This window comes from Microbacterium tenebrionis (assembly GCF_903645325.1).
Classification (GTDB): Bacteria; Actinomycetota; Actinomycetes; order Actinomycetales; family Microbacteriaceae; genus Microbacterium; species Microbacterium tenebrionis.
The window spans coordinates 197,057-211,903 of the sequence record NZ_CAHJXQ010000001.1 but is presented as its reverse complement, the minus strand read 5'-3'; the positions used below and the strand labels follow the sequence as shown (position 1 = coordinate 211,903).

The window sequence follows — 14,847 nt, the reverse complement described above, 5'->3', positions numbered from 1 at the left end:
ACGACGACGCCGCCGTCCATGAACACGGTGCGGTCCGAGACCTCGCGGAGACATGCGTCTACGCTGGGCGGATGCGAGTATACGTTCACGGCGCAGGCCGTCAGGGGCGCGACGCCTGGCCTTCGGCTGAGGGCGAGGAGTCGCGTTTCGCGAGTCTCGACTTCACCGGGCCGATGGAGCAGAACGTCGATTCGCTCACAGCCCTGACCCCGCGGGATTCGACCGTGTTCGCGCACTCCGCCGGCGCCGTTCCCGTCTTCCTCGCCCTGCAGGCTGAGGTGCTCGCACTGCGCGCACTCGTGCTTTTGGAGCCCGGACTCTACGACATCGCCAGAGGCACCCCGGCGATCGAACGTCACGTCGAGGCGATCACCCGCGCCCGAGCCCTGTCCGCCGCCGGTGACCTGTTCGGCTGGTGGTCGATCGTGCGTCCCCTGATGTTCGGCGGCCCAGCCGAGCGCTCGCAATGGGATGCCGAACGGGATGCAGCGGCGAGGTTCGAAGCCAAGCAGCCTCCCTGGGGCTTCGGCGTTGAGGCATCCGCGATCGCCGGCGTACCGACGCTCGTCGTCACCGGCGGATGGAACTCGGAATACGAAGCGATCGCCGATGTTCTGACGGAGCGGGGTGCCGAGCACGTGCAACTGCGGGGGAACGAGCACCGGCCCCAGGATCATCCCGAGTTCGCGGCAACGGTGGACGCATTCCTCGGCGATCGATGATCTGACGCGCTCAGCCCCTGCCAGTACGGGTCCGTGCGGATCGTCGGCAGTGTCTCCCTCGCGATCGCAACGACGCTTGCCGGGCTGTTCGGCGCTCTGATGCTCGGCCTGTCCGGTCTCACTTTGGCGGGCCCGGGCCTCACGATGATCGAATATTCCGATTCCGATGACTCCGAGCGGTCGATCGGCATCGGAACGGGCATCATCGCGCTCGTCGTCTGGCTCATGCTGCTGTCGTCCGCCCTGGTGACGGGGCTGCGGGGCGGCGATCCGACGCGTGCTCGGCATGCTACGGCGTGGGTCATCGTGGCGTTGGGCACAGCGGTCGTTCTCGTGGCGCTGACCGCGGTGCTGGCTACGCCGCATCCGACCAGCGAGTACCCCCTGCTCGAGTAGGGTCGTGCTCAGTCAGACTGATGTCTGAGGGGTCGTCGGGCGTCCACTACGCTGGCGCGATGGCTGCCGATTCCGAAGATCACTTCGTCATTGGTTCACGCCCGCGATCTGCGTGCGCCGGTTACGAATCCTGGGCTGGCAGCGTCAGGTCCTTCAAGACTATCCATGGGACGATCGGCCGTATGAGTACCCCGATCATCGCCATCGTCTGCGCCCTCGGAGTCATTGTTCCACTGGCGCTCGGCTTCCTGCCCAGCCAGCGCAAGCGGCGCGCAACTCGCCGCTGATTCGCACAGCCGCGTTGGTCGACACAGGGCCGCGCTGACGACCGCGGTCGTGACGCTTACCCCTTTGCGGTACCGCCTCATCATCAGAAGCGCTGTCAACGTCAACGAGCACAAGGACGAATGGCGCGACCACCGCAAGCGCGTACAGCGCGTATGCCCTGGGATCGCGCAGCGGACCCGGGCATTATCCCGGCTCGATCGCTACACATCAACTCAAGGCGAACCCCTTGACTCGTGGTTCCTGGGGGCGTTGGCTGTCTAGCGAGGGGCCGGCGTCGGAGAGGCCTTGCGAGAAAGACATCGAGCAACGCAATCGGATCGGAGCAGACATGAAAGCAGTGGTGTACGAGGGACCCCGTCAGGTCAGCACGAAGGACGTCCCGGACGCGAAGATCGAGCGACCCACCGACGTCCTGGTCAGGGTGACGACGACGAACATCTGCGGCTCGGACCTCCACATGTACGAGGGGCGGACCTCCTTCGAAGTAGGCCGGACGTTCGGTCACGAGAACATGGGGGAGGTCATCGAGGTAGGTAGTGGCGTGGAGAAGATCAGGGTCGGCGACCGGGTTGTGCTGCCGTTCAACATCTCGTGCGGGTTCTGCAAGAACTGCGAACGCGGCCTGACCAACTATTGCCTCACCACTCAGCCCGACCCATCACTCGCTGGTGCGGCCTATGGGTTCGCCGACATGGGTCCCTATGGCGGTGGCCAGGCAGAACTGCTCCGGGTGCCTTTCGGTGATCACAACGCGCTGCGCCTGGGCGAGGATGCGGAGGAGAAGGAGAACGACTACGTCATGCTCTCCGATATCTTCCCCACCGGCTACCACGCCACCGAGATGGCCGGCGTGATCCCCGGTGACAGCGTCGTGATCGCCGGGGCGGGTCCGGTCGGGCTGATGGCCGCCCTGTCCGCGACGATCAAGGGTGCCGCAAAGGTGATGGTGGTCGATCGCCACCCTGACCGGCTCGCGCTGGCCGAGCAGATCGGCGCGATTGCCATCGACGACTCCAAGGTCGACCCCGTGCAGGCTGTGCTGGACGAGACGATGGGGCTCGGAGCTGACCGCGGTTGCGAATGCGTGGGCTACCAGGCCCACGATCCCCAGGGCAACGAGGACAACGCCGCCACCCTGAACATGCTCATCAACTCGGTCCGCTTCACCGGAAGAATCGGCACCGTCGGCGTGTTCGTCCCCCAGGACCCGGGGGCCAAGGACGAATTGGCCAAGCAGGGCAAGGCGGCCATCGATTTCGGCACACACTGGTTCAAGGGGCAGACCATGGGAAACGGACAGGCCCCGGTCAAGCGGTACAACCGACAGCTGCGGGACCTGATCGCGGCCGGCAAGGCGACCCCCTCGTGGATCGTCTCCCACGAGATCTCGCTGGACCAGGCTGCCGATGCCTACAAGAACTTCGACGCCAGGTCCAAGGGTTGGACCAAGGTTCTCATCAAGCCCGGCATGTCAAACGGAAAGAAGGAAAACTGAAATGGCAGCTGATCTTCAGGGCAAGAGGGTCGCGATCCTCGCCGCCGACGGAGTCGAACGCGTTGAGCTCGAGCAACCCCGCGAAGCACTGGAGCGGGCTGGCGCTCAGACCGAGGTCCTCTCGATCCACGACGGCGAGATCAAGGCCCGTGAGAACGACCTGGATGAAGCGGGCACGTTCACCGTCGACGGGTTGGTCGCCGACGCCTCGGTGGGCGACTTCGACGCCCTGCTGCTTCCCGGCGGCACGGTGAACCCCGACCAGCTCCGGGTCGACAAGGACGCCGTCTCCTTCGTTCGCGAGTTCGTCGAGAGCGGCAAGCCCGTGGCGGCGATCTGTCACGGACCGTGGACGTTGATCGAGGCCGGCGTGGCCGCCGGTCGCACCCTGACGTCGTTCCCGAGCATCCGCACGGACCTGCGCAACGCTGGTGCGGACGTCGTCGATCAGGACGTCGTGGTGGATGGGAACCTGATCACCAGCCGTTCGCCGGAGGATCTGCCGGCGTTCTCCGGGGCGATAGTGACCAAACTCGCGGGCACCACGACAAAGGAAGAGGAGAAGTCATGAGTGTGACCAAGGGATTGCTGGTCAAGTTCGACGCGTTGCCCGGGAAGGAGGACGACGTGAAGGAGTTCCTTGACAGCGGCCGTGCGCTTGTTGAGGACGAGCAGGCGACCACCGCGTGGTTCGCCATCCGTCTCGGCCCGTCCTCATTCGGGATCTTCGACGTGTTCCCCGATGACGCCGGCCGCGACGCGCACCTGTCCGGCGCAGTTGCGACCGCTCTCGGCGAGCAGACGGGCAAACTGTTCAGCGAGCCGACGATCGAGAAGCTCGACGTCCTGGGCTCCAAACTCCCCGCCTGACACCACAGACCGGGAGTACTGGCCCAGGAAGGAGGGGTCGTTTGCGCGCGGTGGCTTCGGGCTTGCACAGCCCGCTGACGTCGTGGCAGCGGCCCCTTCTCTTGCGTCCTACCGCTAATCACCAACAGATCGGGGAACCGCGATGACAGGAACTGACGACGGCGTTGCCACGACGCGTTCACCCGAGGTAGCAGTGATCGGGGGCGGGATCGTCGGTCTGTCGACGGCGTACGCGCTACGGGAGCAGGGCGTACCGGTGCGCTTGTACGAGGCTGGTGTGCCCGGGACGGGTCAGTCCGCAGGCGAGTCGCGGATCTTCCGGCATGCCCACGACGACCCGCGACTCGTCGCTTTCGCGCGCGAAAGCCGCGGCGTATGGGATGAGTGGGCCGAACACTTCGACGTCGAGCTGGTCTCATCAGACGGTGTCCTGGCGATCGGAGACAGCGCCCTGGCGCGGCTGCGGGTGCTCGACCAGGTCGGCGGCGTGGAAGCGCACGAGATCGACGCGGCCGAGGTCGCCCAGCGGATGCCGCTGCTTGCTGGGTATTCGGGGCCAGCTGTGCTCGACGAGTCGGGCGGCGCGATCCGTACCCGAGCCGCGATCACGGCACTCACGGGTGCCCTCGCAGATGCGGTCACCACCGGTGAGGTCATCTCGATCGATCCCCGCGCCGACGGGACGGTCGAGGTGCGCAGCGTCACCGACCGGGCTGTCTACTCCAAGGTGGTCGTGTGCGCCGGCCGCGAAACCGCCCGCCTGGCACGCAGCGTCGGCCTGTCGCTGCCGATTCGGCTTGCCGCACACGTCAGGCTGACCTTCGATGTGAAAGCCGCCGCCCCGGCACGAGTGGCGTGCCTGCAGGACAGCAGCGGCGTCTTCGGCGAAGTCGGCGTCTACGCGACGCCGCTACCGGGCAACAGCAGCTATTCGGTCGGACTCAGCGAAACCGTCGGCGTCCGCGACGACGGAACTTTCATCGACCCGTCGGCGATTAGATCGCTGGACGAACGCGCACGCGAATACGTGACACGGGCGCTGCCCGGTCTCCACCCGGAGCCGCGCGACTTCCTTCACTGCTGGGTGACCGATCTCCCGTGGAGTGAGGACGGCGTGGCCGTGTGGGAGGCAGGCTCTGTCCTTTTTGTGGCCGGTCACAATTTGTTCAAGCAGGCACCTGCGCTGGGTCGCGCTCTTGCTCGGGCTGCGACCGGCGGCGGTCTCCGCGCCGACCTCACGCCCGAAGCGCGCCTCGGCGAGGCCCAGAGCTAGGGCGTGTCTCCCAATCGCGGGGGGTGACCCGCGATTCTGGCCGGCAAACTGTCGAGAGTGCCGCGGTCCGAAGGCTGTCCGCTGGAAGAGCGACCAACCAAGAACGTGAGCGTCAGCGCTCATCTCACGCCACGACCGCCGGGCGGCGTCGCGCGACGTCCGGTCCAGGAACGCGTGGTCAGCTGCGGCGACGATGATCTCAGCGAGGTTGATCGTCGCGGTTGTAGTTCGGATTGCGGTCACATCACCACGACGTTCGGTCAGCCATCGAGCTCACTTCCGCGCCGGGGCTCCTCGACGCGATGAGTCCTGAGACGCCAGCGGTTAAGATCGGCCGCTGTATCGAGTATCTGGGTCAGACCTGCTCGCTGGGCTGCGGTGAGGACCATGGTGGGCACGTTAGCGACGAGGATGTGCACCCGCCGAAAACGATCGTTTACGGCGCGGACAAGAGGTCGGCGTCACAAACGCCTGTCGTAATTGCTGCGCAGCAGAGAGTCGACGTCGAACTACCTCAGAGCGAATCTTCGTATTCCGCGTCGATGTCTGCGGCTTTCGTCGCCTTCTCGGAATCCGATTTGCGGGCGTGCCGTGCGGCGTGCCACCAGCCGAGTACAACGGCAGGGCAGGCGGAGACCGCTGTTAGCGAGGCGAACAGAAACCACCCATACTGCGTGCTTTCACCTGACAGCCACGTAGCGAGAGCTGTGGTGAGTACGCCGATGATGAGCCCGAAGAATGCGAACGCGACGATGTGCACCCATGATCGGCGTTGACGCCGCAACGCCTGACCGAGTGAGAACGCTAGCGGCGAACCGATCACGAGCGCGCCGAATGACCACGGAAGAGTGAGGCACAACGCGACGAATCCGTAGCCACCCGTGGGCACGAGCAAGAGCGCCTGGTGGATCACAAGGAACCATAGCCACGCGGCGAGAGCACCTTTAAGAAACTCAGAGCGCGAGAAGCTCATCGGCTCCTCTTCGGTTCTGCGTGTCACGCCTGGCCGTGTCCTCATCCCTCGAACGTACTTCGTAGTGGCACTCAGTCGGCGGCGATCACTTGTCCTCGACGGACTCAGCGTTGTGCGCGATGAGCCAGGAAAGGTCGATCGGTTGTGTGGGAGGGAGTATGACGTCGTCGGGTCGCGGTTCATACATGGCGTTCTCCTGCCGGTGCGTTGGCTTGCTCGAGGACCGTGCGGATCGTGGCTCTCGCCTTCGACAGGCGCGAGCGAGCGGTTGAGGCGTTGATGCCAACAATCTGTGCCGCTTCGTGCGAGTTCAGCCCGTCCCAGTAGACGAGGCGCAACAGCTCTGCATCTTCGGCTGGCAGTGTCGCGATGGCTTCCCATACTTCTCCATGGGGCGGTTCTACTTCGTAAGCGGCGGCGGTGAAGTCTTCTTTGAGCTTTTCCACGGCAGCTGAGCGACGCGCGAGTGTGCGGTGTGCGTTCCGAAGCACGTTACGGGCGATTCCGTAGAGCCACATGCGCGTTTCGGTCTCACCCTCCGGCATCCGTCGTCGTGCCCTCCAAGCCGTAAGAAGCAGTTCACCAAACGCTTCGGCGGCGTCAGCCGGGTTCGACAACCGCCGTTGAAAGTACGCCAACAACGCATCCCGGTTAGTGGTAACCGCGTCGTCGAACGAGCTGGCCCGGTCATCCCTGGCCGTCATTCGTTGCAACCCGCGGAACGCGTGTAGAAGCTGACCGGGCTCGGGTCGGTGGGGTATCCCTTCGCCTCAAGGTATTCCCACATCATTCTCGAGACCGTCTGCGAGAGAACCTGTTGCTTGATCATCGCCTCGCTCATCGTGACCGGTGACGGGTTCCCATCCTCGTCGAGGGCGGCGCCGTTTCCATCTCGCAACTCGGCCTCGGCCAGGCTAGTGTCGAGCGATTCTAGGTCGAGTGAACTCACGAAGTCTCGGGCGTCCAGAACGATGTCGGAGTCTGCGCTAACGCCCTCAAAATGCACCTGCATACCGGCGAAGCACATGTCAGCGCCGTTGGAGAAAGAGAAGACATTGTCCGCGACCCACCCCCAGGGGGTCTCCATTCCAGCACCGGCCATCGCCGCAGAACCACCGCCGACCAGGAGTGCTGACACACCCAGACTTGCTGCCCACACCCGCAGCCGCCGACCGTGGCGAACACGTGCCTCGCGCAGAATCCGATCCTGGTGTGGAGCGAGATTCGTTGAAGTCCCCACCTGCGGGGATGACTCGCGGAGCACGCGCTCGAAGTCCGTGTCATTCATCATGAGCTCTCTTCGTTGCAGGACAGTCTTTACCTAGTTCATGTCCGCAGCTCCGGAGATTGTCCATCGGTCGGCAGTTTCCATTCAAAGACGTGTGATCGGCCAGCCGAAAACGATCGTTTCAGGCAGTCTCGTCGGCGACAACGACGAGGCGCGCAACACGCCGAGATCCGCCCCGCCGAAACCCCCTGTCGAAACCGATTCCCGCCGAAACGCTGACCCGCCGCTTTCGGCGCCGCCGCACGGCCGCGCCTCAGAGCCCCGCAGCCAGCTCCGCGAACACCTCGTCCGCCGTGTCGAGCCGCGACAGCCCTGCGGCCTGCCCCATCCACAGCGACTGCAGCTCGCCGAGGTTCTGCTCACCCGCCGCTGCGCGGAACTTGCCGGTGAGCCAGTTCTGCATCGGGAACGGCGCGATCGTGCCGCTCGCCTCGATCGCCCGCACCGCGCGATTGCGGGCTCCGCGCGCGAGGCGTCCGCTCATCGCGCGGGTCAGCACCGTCTCGTCCGCCGCCGCCTGACGGATCGCCGCACGATGCGCCTCGGTCGCCGCCGACTCGCGCGTCGCGAGGAACGCGGTGCCCACCTGCACTCCTGCCGCCCCGAGCGCGAGCGCTGCCGCAACTCCGCGCCGGTCGGCGACGCCGCCCGCGGCGACGACGGGGACGCCGACGGCATCCACCACCTGCGGCACGAGCGCGAACGTGCCCACCAGCGAATCCTCCGCCGGCCGCAGGAACGACACTCGGTGTCCCGCCGCCTCAGCTCCGGACGCGACGACGACGTCGACGCCGCCTTCCTCCAGCGCGACCGCCTCGGCGACGGTGGTAGCCGTGCCGATCACCCGGATGCCACGGTCGTGCGCCTCGGCGACGAGATCCGCCGACGGCACCCCGTAGACGACGCTGAGCGCAGCGGGCGCGGCATCCCAGATCGCCTCGAGCTGCTCCTCGAGCGCGGGCAGGTACTGCGCAGGGCGCGCCGACACCTCGACGCCGACCGCCTCGTAGAACGGCTCGAGCGCCTGCGCGAACACCGTGTGCTGCGGCCCGGGCTCCACCTCGTCCCCGGTCGGCAGCCAGATGTTGAGAACGAACGGCTTGTCCGTGGCCTCTCGCAGCGCCGCAGCCGTCGAACGGATCCGCGAGCCGTCGTACCCGTACAGTCCGTACGCGCCGAGCCCGCCCGCCTCGCTGACCGCCGCGGTCAACGCCACGGACGACAGCCCGCCGAACGCACCGAGAAGGATCGGATGCCGGATGCCCAGGACCTCGCGCAGATCGCTCATGCTCCCCAAGCTACGCCGCAGCCACGCGCTGGTACCCTCTGTGACATGACGGACGGGATCGAGCAGCTGCTGCAGCTGATCCTGTCTGCGCTAGGACTGGTCGCGATGCCCGATCTCGCATCACTCGACCTCGCGGGTCTCACCCTGGCCGTGGCGCTCCTCGCCGTCACCGCCCTCGTCACGGCGATCACGCTCGGCCTCGTGCCGACCGGCCAGGGCTCTGCACCGCATCCGCTCCGCGCCATCGGAGCATCCGTCCTGCTCGCACAGAGCGATCCGGATGCCGACGGCCACCCGCGTCCGCGGGCGCCGGGAGTCGCGCGCGCCGTGTGACCGTCCGTTCGGGTCGGGAGCACGGCATCAGCCGACCATCCCGACTCTGTGAACGGACATTCCCTTGGACATCTATGCCTTCCCACCCATCGCGGCGATCCTCGACGCCGCCTACGGCGCCCTGACCGCGCTCTCCGCAGCGCTCGAACCTCTCGCCGGTACCGCGGCATCCGCGGCCGCCGTCATCCTCGTCACCCTCCTCATCCGCGCCCTGCTCATCCCCGTCGGCATCTCGCAGGCGAAGGCCGAGCAGGCCCGCGCCCGCCTCGCCCCGAAGCTGCGCGAGATCCAGAAGCGCCACAAGAAGAATCCCGAGCGGCTGCAGCGCGAGACGATGCAGCTCTACAAGGACGAGAACACCTCACCTTTCGCCGGATGCCTGCCCGTGCTGCTGCAGGCCCCCGTCGTCGGCATCCTCTACACGCTGTTCCTGCGCACCGACACCGCCGGCCATGCGAACGACCTGCTCAGCCACGACCTGTTCGGAGCGTCGCTGGGCACGAGCCTCGTGCACGTGCTGGTCGCGGGGCCGTTCTCGTTGCCGACGCTCCTCGTCTACGTGGCGCTCATCGCGATCATGATCGCGGTCGCCGAGCTCACGCGGCGGGCCTTCCGCCCGACGCCGGTCGACGACTCCCCGCTCTCCTCCCCCGGGCTGCTGCGCATGATGAACGCCCTGCACTACCTGACCGCGGTCTTCGCGGTGTTTGTGCCGCTGGCCGCATCGCTGTATCTGACGGTGACGGTGGCGTGGACCCTCGTGCAGCGGGTGATCCTGCGGCGGCGCTACCCGCTGCCGGTCCAGCCCGCCTTCAAGTAACGCAAATGACCCGATCGCCGCGCGATATCGGGTCATTTGCGTTACTTGAGCGAGGAGGCGACAGCAGCCGCAGGGGCGATCCGGCGGCGGGGACGCACCAGGCTCACCCCGACGCTGGCTGCGATCACCAGCGCGATCGCAGCGAGACGGAGCGGACTCGCCTTCTGCCCGAGCAGCAGCCAGCCGGCGAGGGTCGCCGTCGCGGGCTCCAGGCTGAGCAGGATGCCGAACACCCGCTGCGACAGCAGCCGCAGTGCGCTGAACTCCAGCGTGTACGGGATCACCGATCCGAGCAGCGCCGTGCCGATCGCGAGCAGCACGAGCGTCGGATCGGTGACCGCGACGACCGCCGCCGGCACGCCGAACGGGAGCATGAGGACGGATGCCACGACGAATGCGACAGCGAGCGCGCCGCGCCCGGGGATCACCGCACCCGCGCGTGCGGAGGCCCGGATGTAGAACGCCCAGAATGCGGCGGCGATCAGCGCGAAGCCGATCCCGATCGGGTCGAGCGCGTCGCTGCCGATCAGCCCGTCGACTCCCAGCAGCGTGATGCCCGACACCGCCAGGATGAGCCAGGCCGTGTCCGCGAGACGTCGGGTCAGGATCGCCGACAGAACGAGCGGGCCGAGGAACTCGATCGCCACGGCCGGGCCCAGCGGGATGCGGTCGATGGCCGCGTAGAAGGCCGCGTTCATGCCGCCGAGCGCGACGCCGAACGTGATCGCCGCCTTCCACTGACGCCGATCCCACCCGCGCACGGCAGGCCGGATCACCACGAGCAGGATGACGGCGGCGATGCCGAGACGGATCGCCGTCACACCCCACGCTCCGAGGGTCGGGAACAGCTCTGTGGCCAGCGCCGCGCCGAACGACAGCGACACGCACGAGCCGAGCACCAGAGCCGCGCCGGTCGGTGTGCGTGTGGTGGTCGTCGAGGTCATGCATCCAGTCTGATCTCGGACCATCGTTCAATCCAGCAACTGTCTCTAACGTGAACTCATAAGCTGTACTTATGCTCAGTGTTCCCCGTCTGCGCCTGCTCCGCGAACTCCACGTGCGCGGCACGATCGCGGCCGCCGCCCAGGCCCTGTCGTACACGCCGTCGGCGGTGTCACAGCAACTGGCGCAGCTCGAACGCGAGAGCGGCGTCGCACTGCTCGAGCGCATCGGTCGCGGCGTGACGCTGACGCCGGCGGCGATCGCTCTCGTCGAGCACGCCGAGGCCGTGTTCGACCGCCTCGAACTCGCCGAATCGGAGCTCGCCGCCGCCCAGCCCGAAATCACCGGGACCCTGCGCGTCGCGTCGTTCCAGAGCGTCGTGCTCGCCGTGCTGCCCGGCACGCTGCAGCTCATGGCCGAACGGCATCCGCATCTGCAGATCGACGTCACCCAGCGCGAGGTCGGCGAAGCCTACGACGGCCTCCGCTCCACCGCCTTCGACCTCATCATCGGCGAGGAGTACCCCGACGAGACTCCCGTGATCCGAGCCGGGATAGACCGCGCGGATCTTCTCGTCGACCCGATCTGCCTCGCACTGCCCTCGCACGGCCCGCACGCGGTCCGGCCGCGCACCCTGACCGATCTCGCGGAGATCCCCTGGGCGCTCGACCCGGTCTCGACCCCGACCGGAGTCTGGGCGCGCACGCTCTGCCGCCGGGCCGGGTTCGAACCGCACGTGCGCTTCGACTCCCCCGACCCGCTCGTGCACGCCCACCTCGTGCGCTCCGGGCTCGCCGCCGCGTTCATGGCCGCGCTGCTCGCGCCGGACCACCTGTCCGGGATCGACCTCATCGGGCTCCCAGGGCAGCCGCACCGAGTGCTCCAGACCGCTGCACGCACGGGACGGTCGGCGCACCCCGCCGTGGTCGCGTTCCGCTCGGCGCTCAGCGACGCGATCGCCGCGCAGGCACCGTCCGGTCCGCCGTGGACGCACGCGCTGGCCGGGTGAACCACCAGTTCAAGTAACGCAAATGACCCGATCGCCGCGCGATATCGGGTCATTTGCGTTACTTGAAAGGCGAGGGGCCACGACCTCAGCGCGGGTTGACGGCCACCCGCAGCGGAGCGTCGGGAACGGATGCCGCGGCGATAGCCGCATCCACATCGTCGAGCGGGAATACGGCACCGACGGCATCCGCGAACGGATACGCGCGTCCGGTGCCGGCGAGGAACGCCGTCGCCGCCGCGAGCTCCCGCGCGGTGTAGTTGTGCACGCCGGTGACGGTGAGCAGTCGCCGTACGGCCGACTCGGCGTCAAACGGCACCGCATCTGCCGGGAAGACACTCCCCACCAGCACGACCGTTCCGCCCACGTCCGCGGCGGCGAAGGCGTCGGCGACGGCGTGACCGGATGCCTCGATCACGATGTCGGCCGGCTCGGATGCGATGGTCGCCGCGGTCCCGCCGAACCGCTCGGCAAACGCGCGGCGCGCGGGCAACGGGTCGACGACCGTCACCTCGGCGCCGGCATCCGCCGCGATGGCGACCGCCGACAGCCCGACCAGGCCCGCGCCGTACACGAGCACGCGACGCCCCTCCAGATCACGACCGGCCGCGCCACGACCCACGGCCGCCCACGCCGTCGCCGCCGCGCACGACGCCGGCGCGAGGACCGCGGACGGCAGCGCCTCGGGAACCCGGACGATCGCAGTGCCCGCACACAGGTGCACGTGCGTGGCGAACGCCCCGGTCAGCTCCCAGCGAGGGCCGATCCGCTCGTGCCCGTACTTGTGCAGTGAGCGGCACTTCTGCGGATGACCCGCGCTGCACCGATCGCACGCGCCGCACGACACCGTCACCGACCACACCACGCGGTCGCCCACGCGCAGATCGGATCCGTCGACCGTCTTCACGCCGTCGTCGCCGACCGCGATGACGCGGCCGACGCTCTCATGCCCGAGCACCAGCGGCGTCGGAGCGGGGCGATGCCCGGCGACGGTGTGCACGTCCGAACCGCACACCGTCGACAGTTCGACGGCGACGAGAGCATCGGCGGGCCCTAGCGCGACTCCCGGCACGGCGACCGTCTCGTGCGCCTGCCCTGCGCCGAGCCACACCCTCGCGATCGCGGCCGGCCTCAAAGTGACGTCGTGTCGCTCCTCATGCGGAGCCAGAACACGCATGTCACGGCGTCCGGACTGCGAGGACGGAACGGACCAGACCGCGCTCCGCGAGCACTGCCGGAAGGTCCACCACGCTCTCGAGCACAACATCGGCGCCGGCGAGCGCACCACGGTCGTGCGCCCCCGAGAGGACGCCGGCGACGAAGCCGGCACCCGCCCTGCGACCGGTCTCGACATCGCTCGCGGTGTCTCCGGCCACGGCCACGGCCTGCACCGAGGATGCGCCGGTGCGCAGCAGTGCGGTGAGCACGAGGTCGGGGGCCGGCCTCCCACGACCGGCGTCGATCGGCGACAGCGCCAGGTCGACGAGGTCGCCCCAACCCAGTGCGTCGATCAGCGCGTCGCGCGTGACCGGGGCGAAGCCCGTCGTGAGGACGACCGAGAGGCCGGCGTCGCGCAGGGCGCGGATCGCATCGGCTGCGCCGGGAATCTCCTCAGCGCCCTGCTCGGCGATGGTCTCGGCGTAGGCGCCCTCGAAGGCCGCGGTCGCGGCGGTGGCTGCGGCGACATCGCCGGCGGCGAGGTGCGTGAACACGTCGATCTTCGACATGCCCATCGTGTCGCGCACGTACTGCAGCGCCTCGGGCCACGGCATCCGATCGGCGACGCCGGTGCGCGCGGCCGCGCGCTGGAATGCCTGCTCCACCACGCCGTCGTCTCGGACGGTCGTCCCTGCCATGTCGAGGACGACGAGTTCGATGGCGGTCATGATGCTCCTTCTTCTGCGAGCTGCGGTGCTCGCTCGTATGCTGCGGCGATCGTGTGCTCGGCGAGTCCGAAACCGGTGGTCATGCCGATTCCCGTCGTCGCGCCGATGACGTGCAGGCCCGGCTCCGGTTCCTCCATGAGGAACTCGTCGGGGCCGGATGCGTAGACGCCCTGCCAGCGCTCCACGATCCGGAGGTCGCCGAGGTCGAGCAGCGCACGCGCCTCGTCCAGGAACGCCTCGAATGCCGACTCGGGCTGGAACGGCGAGGGCTGGATGCCACGGGCATGCGAGTCGCCGAGGATGAGCGTGCCGTCGGGCAGCTGCGTGTACATCTGGTTCAGGTCGAGGGCGGCGAGGTCGGGGCGCTCCGCGTGCATGCGGTCGCGCAGGCGTGCGGTCTCGGGGTACGCGGCGAAGCGTCCGTAGCGCAGCAGCGACCATCCCGTCAGCAGCGGCGCCTCCAGCGGACGCGGCATGCTCGCGCTCACGCGCATCATGTCGAGAGCGCAGCGGACGACGCCGACGCGCTCGGCGACCTCCGGGAGCAGCTGGTCGACATCGTGGTTCACGGCGACGACGACGCGTCCGGCGCTGATCGATCCGTGTGTGGTCTCGACGCGCGTACCGGATGCCGCGGTGACGGCGGTGCGGAAGCGGAACTCGACGCCGAGCTCGGCGAGATGCCGGATGATCGCGCCGGCGGCCTCACGCGGATTCGTCTGCAGGTCTGCGGCGATGCGGGCACCGCCGACCACGGCGCCTTCGCGGATCGGAGCGCTGCTGCGGAGCTCGTCCGCGGAGAGCAGGTTCACTCCGCCGTCGTCGGCGGCGCGTTCGAGGACGGCGAGCTCGTCGGCATCCCGCGCTGCGATCAGCGTCCCGGATTCGCGGAGCCAGAACCCGGTGGCCGCGGCGAGGTGCAGCCAGACGGGTCGCGCGATGTCGGCGAGCTCGCGTGCCAGGCCTGTCTGAGCGCCGATGCAGAGGTGACCGAAATTGCGGATGGTCGCACCGACGGGCTTCTCGGTGCGATCGACGACGATCACACGGAGCCCGCGCCGGACCGCCGCGTACGCGGTGCCGAGCCCGACGATGCCGGCCCCGACGACCACGAGGTCGGCTGAGTCCGCAGGCGCGGGTGGACGCGTCATGATGACCTTTCGGAGCGAGGGGAAGTGAGATCCACTGTGGCATCCGAATCTCGGAGCCCCGCGCCGAACCGGGAAGAGTTTCCCTGGCGTTTACCCGACTGTCGCCCTTGTCCTCG

The 14,847-nt window shown here is 68.0% G+C and carries 17 protein-coding genes; 9 read left to right on the top strand and 8 right to left on the bottom strand.

The window, feature by feature from the left end:
* The first annotated feature begins 71 nt into the window (after positions 1-71).
* The 6 genes from HWX58_RS01025 (at position 72) to HWX58_RS01000 (ending at position 5,044) form a co-directional block, all read left to right on the top strand.
* On the top strand, positions 72-722 hold the full coding sequence (locus HWX58_RS01025; protein WP_175985114.1) for a hypothetical protein: 651 nt from the start codon (positions 72-74) through the stop codon (positions 720-722).
* A gap of 33 nt (positions 723-755) precedes the next feature.
* Positions 756-1,118 carry a hypothetical protein gene (locus tag HWX58_RS01020; RefSeq protein WP_175985112.1) on the top strand — a complete coding sequence of 121 codons (363 nt, stop codon included), beginning with the start codon at positions 756-758 and terminating at the stop codon, positions 1,116-1,118.
* A gap of 616 nt (positions 1,119-1,734) precedes the next feature.
* Entirely contained in the window at positions 1,735-2,901 is a 1,167-nt protein-coding gene (locus HWX58_RS01015) for a glutathione-independent formaldehyde dehydrogenase (protein WP_175985623.1), read from the top strand.
* Position 2,902: 1 nt separating this feature from the next.
* The gene (locus tag HWX58_RS01010) at positions 2,903-3,472 is read left to right on the top strand and encodes a type 1 glutamine amidotransferase domain-containing protein (RefSeq protein WP_175985110.1); all 570 of its coding nucleotides are present in this window, start codon (positions 2,903-2,905) and stop codon (positions 3,470-3,472) included.
* Positions 3,469-3,771, top strand: a complete 303-nt coding sequence (locus HWX58_RS01005) for a putative quinol monooxygenase (RefSeq protein WP_175985107.1) — start codon at positions 3,469-3,471, stop codon at positions 3,769-3,771. Before HWX58_RS01010 ends, HWX58_RS01005 begins: the two co-directional genes overlap by 4 nt.
* A 142-nt stretch (positions 3,772-3,913) precedes the next feature.
* The gene (locus HWX58_RS01000) at positions 3,914-5,044 is read left to right on the top strand and encodes an NAD(P)/FAD-dependent oxidoreductase (RefSeq protein ID WP_175985105.1); all 1,131 of its coding nucleotides are present in this window, start codon (positions 3,914-3,916) and stop codon (positions 5,042-5,044) included.
* A gap of 514 nt (positions 5,045-5,558) precedes the next feature.
* On the opposite strand, the gene HWX58_RS00995 is transcribed toward HWX58_RS01000, so the two are convergent.
* The 4 genes from HWX58_RS00995 to HWX58_RS00980 all read right to left on the bottom strand — a co-directional run bounded on the left by HWX58_RS00995 (position 5,559) and on the right by HWX58_RS00980 (position 8,593).
* Entirely contained in the window at positions 5,559-6,017 is a 459-nt protein-coding gene (locus HWX58_RS00995; RefSeq protein WP_175985103.1) for a hypothetical protein, read from the bottom strand.
* Between the two features lie 179 nt (positions 6,018-6,196).
* Positions 6,197-6,721, bottom strand: a complete 525-nt coding sequence (locus HWX58_RS00990; RefSeq protein ID WP_129392174.1) for an RNA polymerase sigma factor — start codon at positions 6,719-6,721, stop codon at positions 6,197-6,199.
* On the bottom strand, positions 6,718-7,308 hold the full coding sequence (locus HWX58_RS00985) for a hypothetical protein (protein WP_175985101.1): 591 nt from the start codon (positions 7,306-7,308) through the stop codon (positions 6,718-6,720). The genes HWX58_RS00990 and HWX58_RS00985 overlap by 4 nt, the downstream gene beginning before the upstream one ends.
* Positions 7,309-7,558: 250 nt before the next feature.
* Positions 7,559-8,593, bottom strand: a complete 1,035-nt coding sequence (locus HWX58_RS00980; RefSeq protein ID WP_175985098.1) for an NAD(P)H-dependent flavin oxidoreductase — start codon at positions 8,591-8,593, stop codon at positions 7,559-7,561.
* Positions 8,594-8,638: 45 nt separating this feature from the next.
* Between HWX58_RS00980 and HWX58_RS00975 the strand changes: the two genes are divergently transcribed.
* Both HWX58_RS00975 and HWX58_RS00970 read left to right on the top strand, forming a co-directional pair.
* Positions 8,639-8,926, top strand: coding sequence for a DUF6412 domain-containing protein (locus tag HWX58_RS00975; protein ID WP_175985096.1), 288 nt, complete (start codon positions 8,639-8,641; stop codon positions 8,924-8,926).
* Between the two features lie 64 nt (positions 8,927-8,990).
* The gene (locus HWX58_RS00970; RefSeq protein ID WP_175985094.1) at positions 8,991-9,746 is read left to right on the top strand and encodes a YidC/Oxa1 family membrane protein insertase; all 756 of its coding nucleotides are present in this window, start codon (positions 8,991-8,993) and stop codon (positions 9,744-9,746) included.
* A gap of 41 nt (positions 9,747-9,787) precedes the next feature.
* On the opposite strand, the gene HWX58_RS00965 is transcribed toward HWX58_RS00970, so the two are convergent.
* Entirely contained in the window at positions 9,788-10,690 is a 903-nt protein-coding gene (locus HWX58_RS00965; protein WP_175985092.1) for an EamA family transporter, read from the bottom strand.
* Between the two features lie 71 nt (positions 10,691-10,761).
* On the opposite strand from HWX58_RS00965, the gene HWX58_RS00960 reads away from it, so the two are divergent.
* Positions 10,762-11,697, top strand: a complete 936-nt coding sequence (locus tag HWX58_RS00960) for a LysR family transcriptional regulator (protein WP_175985089.1) — start codon at positions 10,762-10,764, stop codon at positions 11,695-11,697.
* Positions 11,698-11,782: 85 nt separating this feature from the next.
* Here the strand turns inward: HWX58_RS00960 and HWX58_RS00955 are convergent, their stop codons facing one another.
* Genes HWX58_RS00955 through HWX58_RS00945 form a run of 3 tightly spaced genes read right to left on the bottom strand, consistent with a single transcriptional unit; the run spans position 11,783 to position 14,731 of the window.
* The gene (locus HWX58_RS00955; protein ID WP_250646031.1) at positions 11,783-12,829 is read right to left on the bottom strand and encodes an alcohol dehydrogenase catalytic domain-containing protein; all 1,047 of its coding nucleotides are present in this window, start codon (positions 12,827-12,829) and stop codon (positions 11,783-11,785) included.
* A 43-nt stretch (positions 12,830-12,872) separates the two neighbouring features.
* Positions 12,873-13,580, bottom strand: a complete 708-nt coding sequence (locus HWX58_RS00950) for an HAD family hydrolase (RefSeq protein WP_175985083.1) — start codon at positions 13,578-13,580, stop codon at positions 12,873-12,875.
* A complete protein-coding gene (locus HWX58_RS00945; RefSeq protein ID WP_175985081.1) occupies positions 13,577-14,731 on the bottom strand; it encodes a TIGR03364 family FAD-dependent oxidoreductase in 1,155 nt (384 codons plus the stop codon). Before HWX58_RS00945 ends, HWX58_RS00950 begins: the two co-directional genes overlap by 4 nt.
* Positions 14,732-14,847 lie beyond the last annotated feature (116 nt).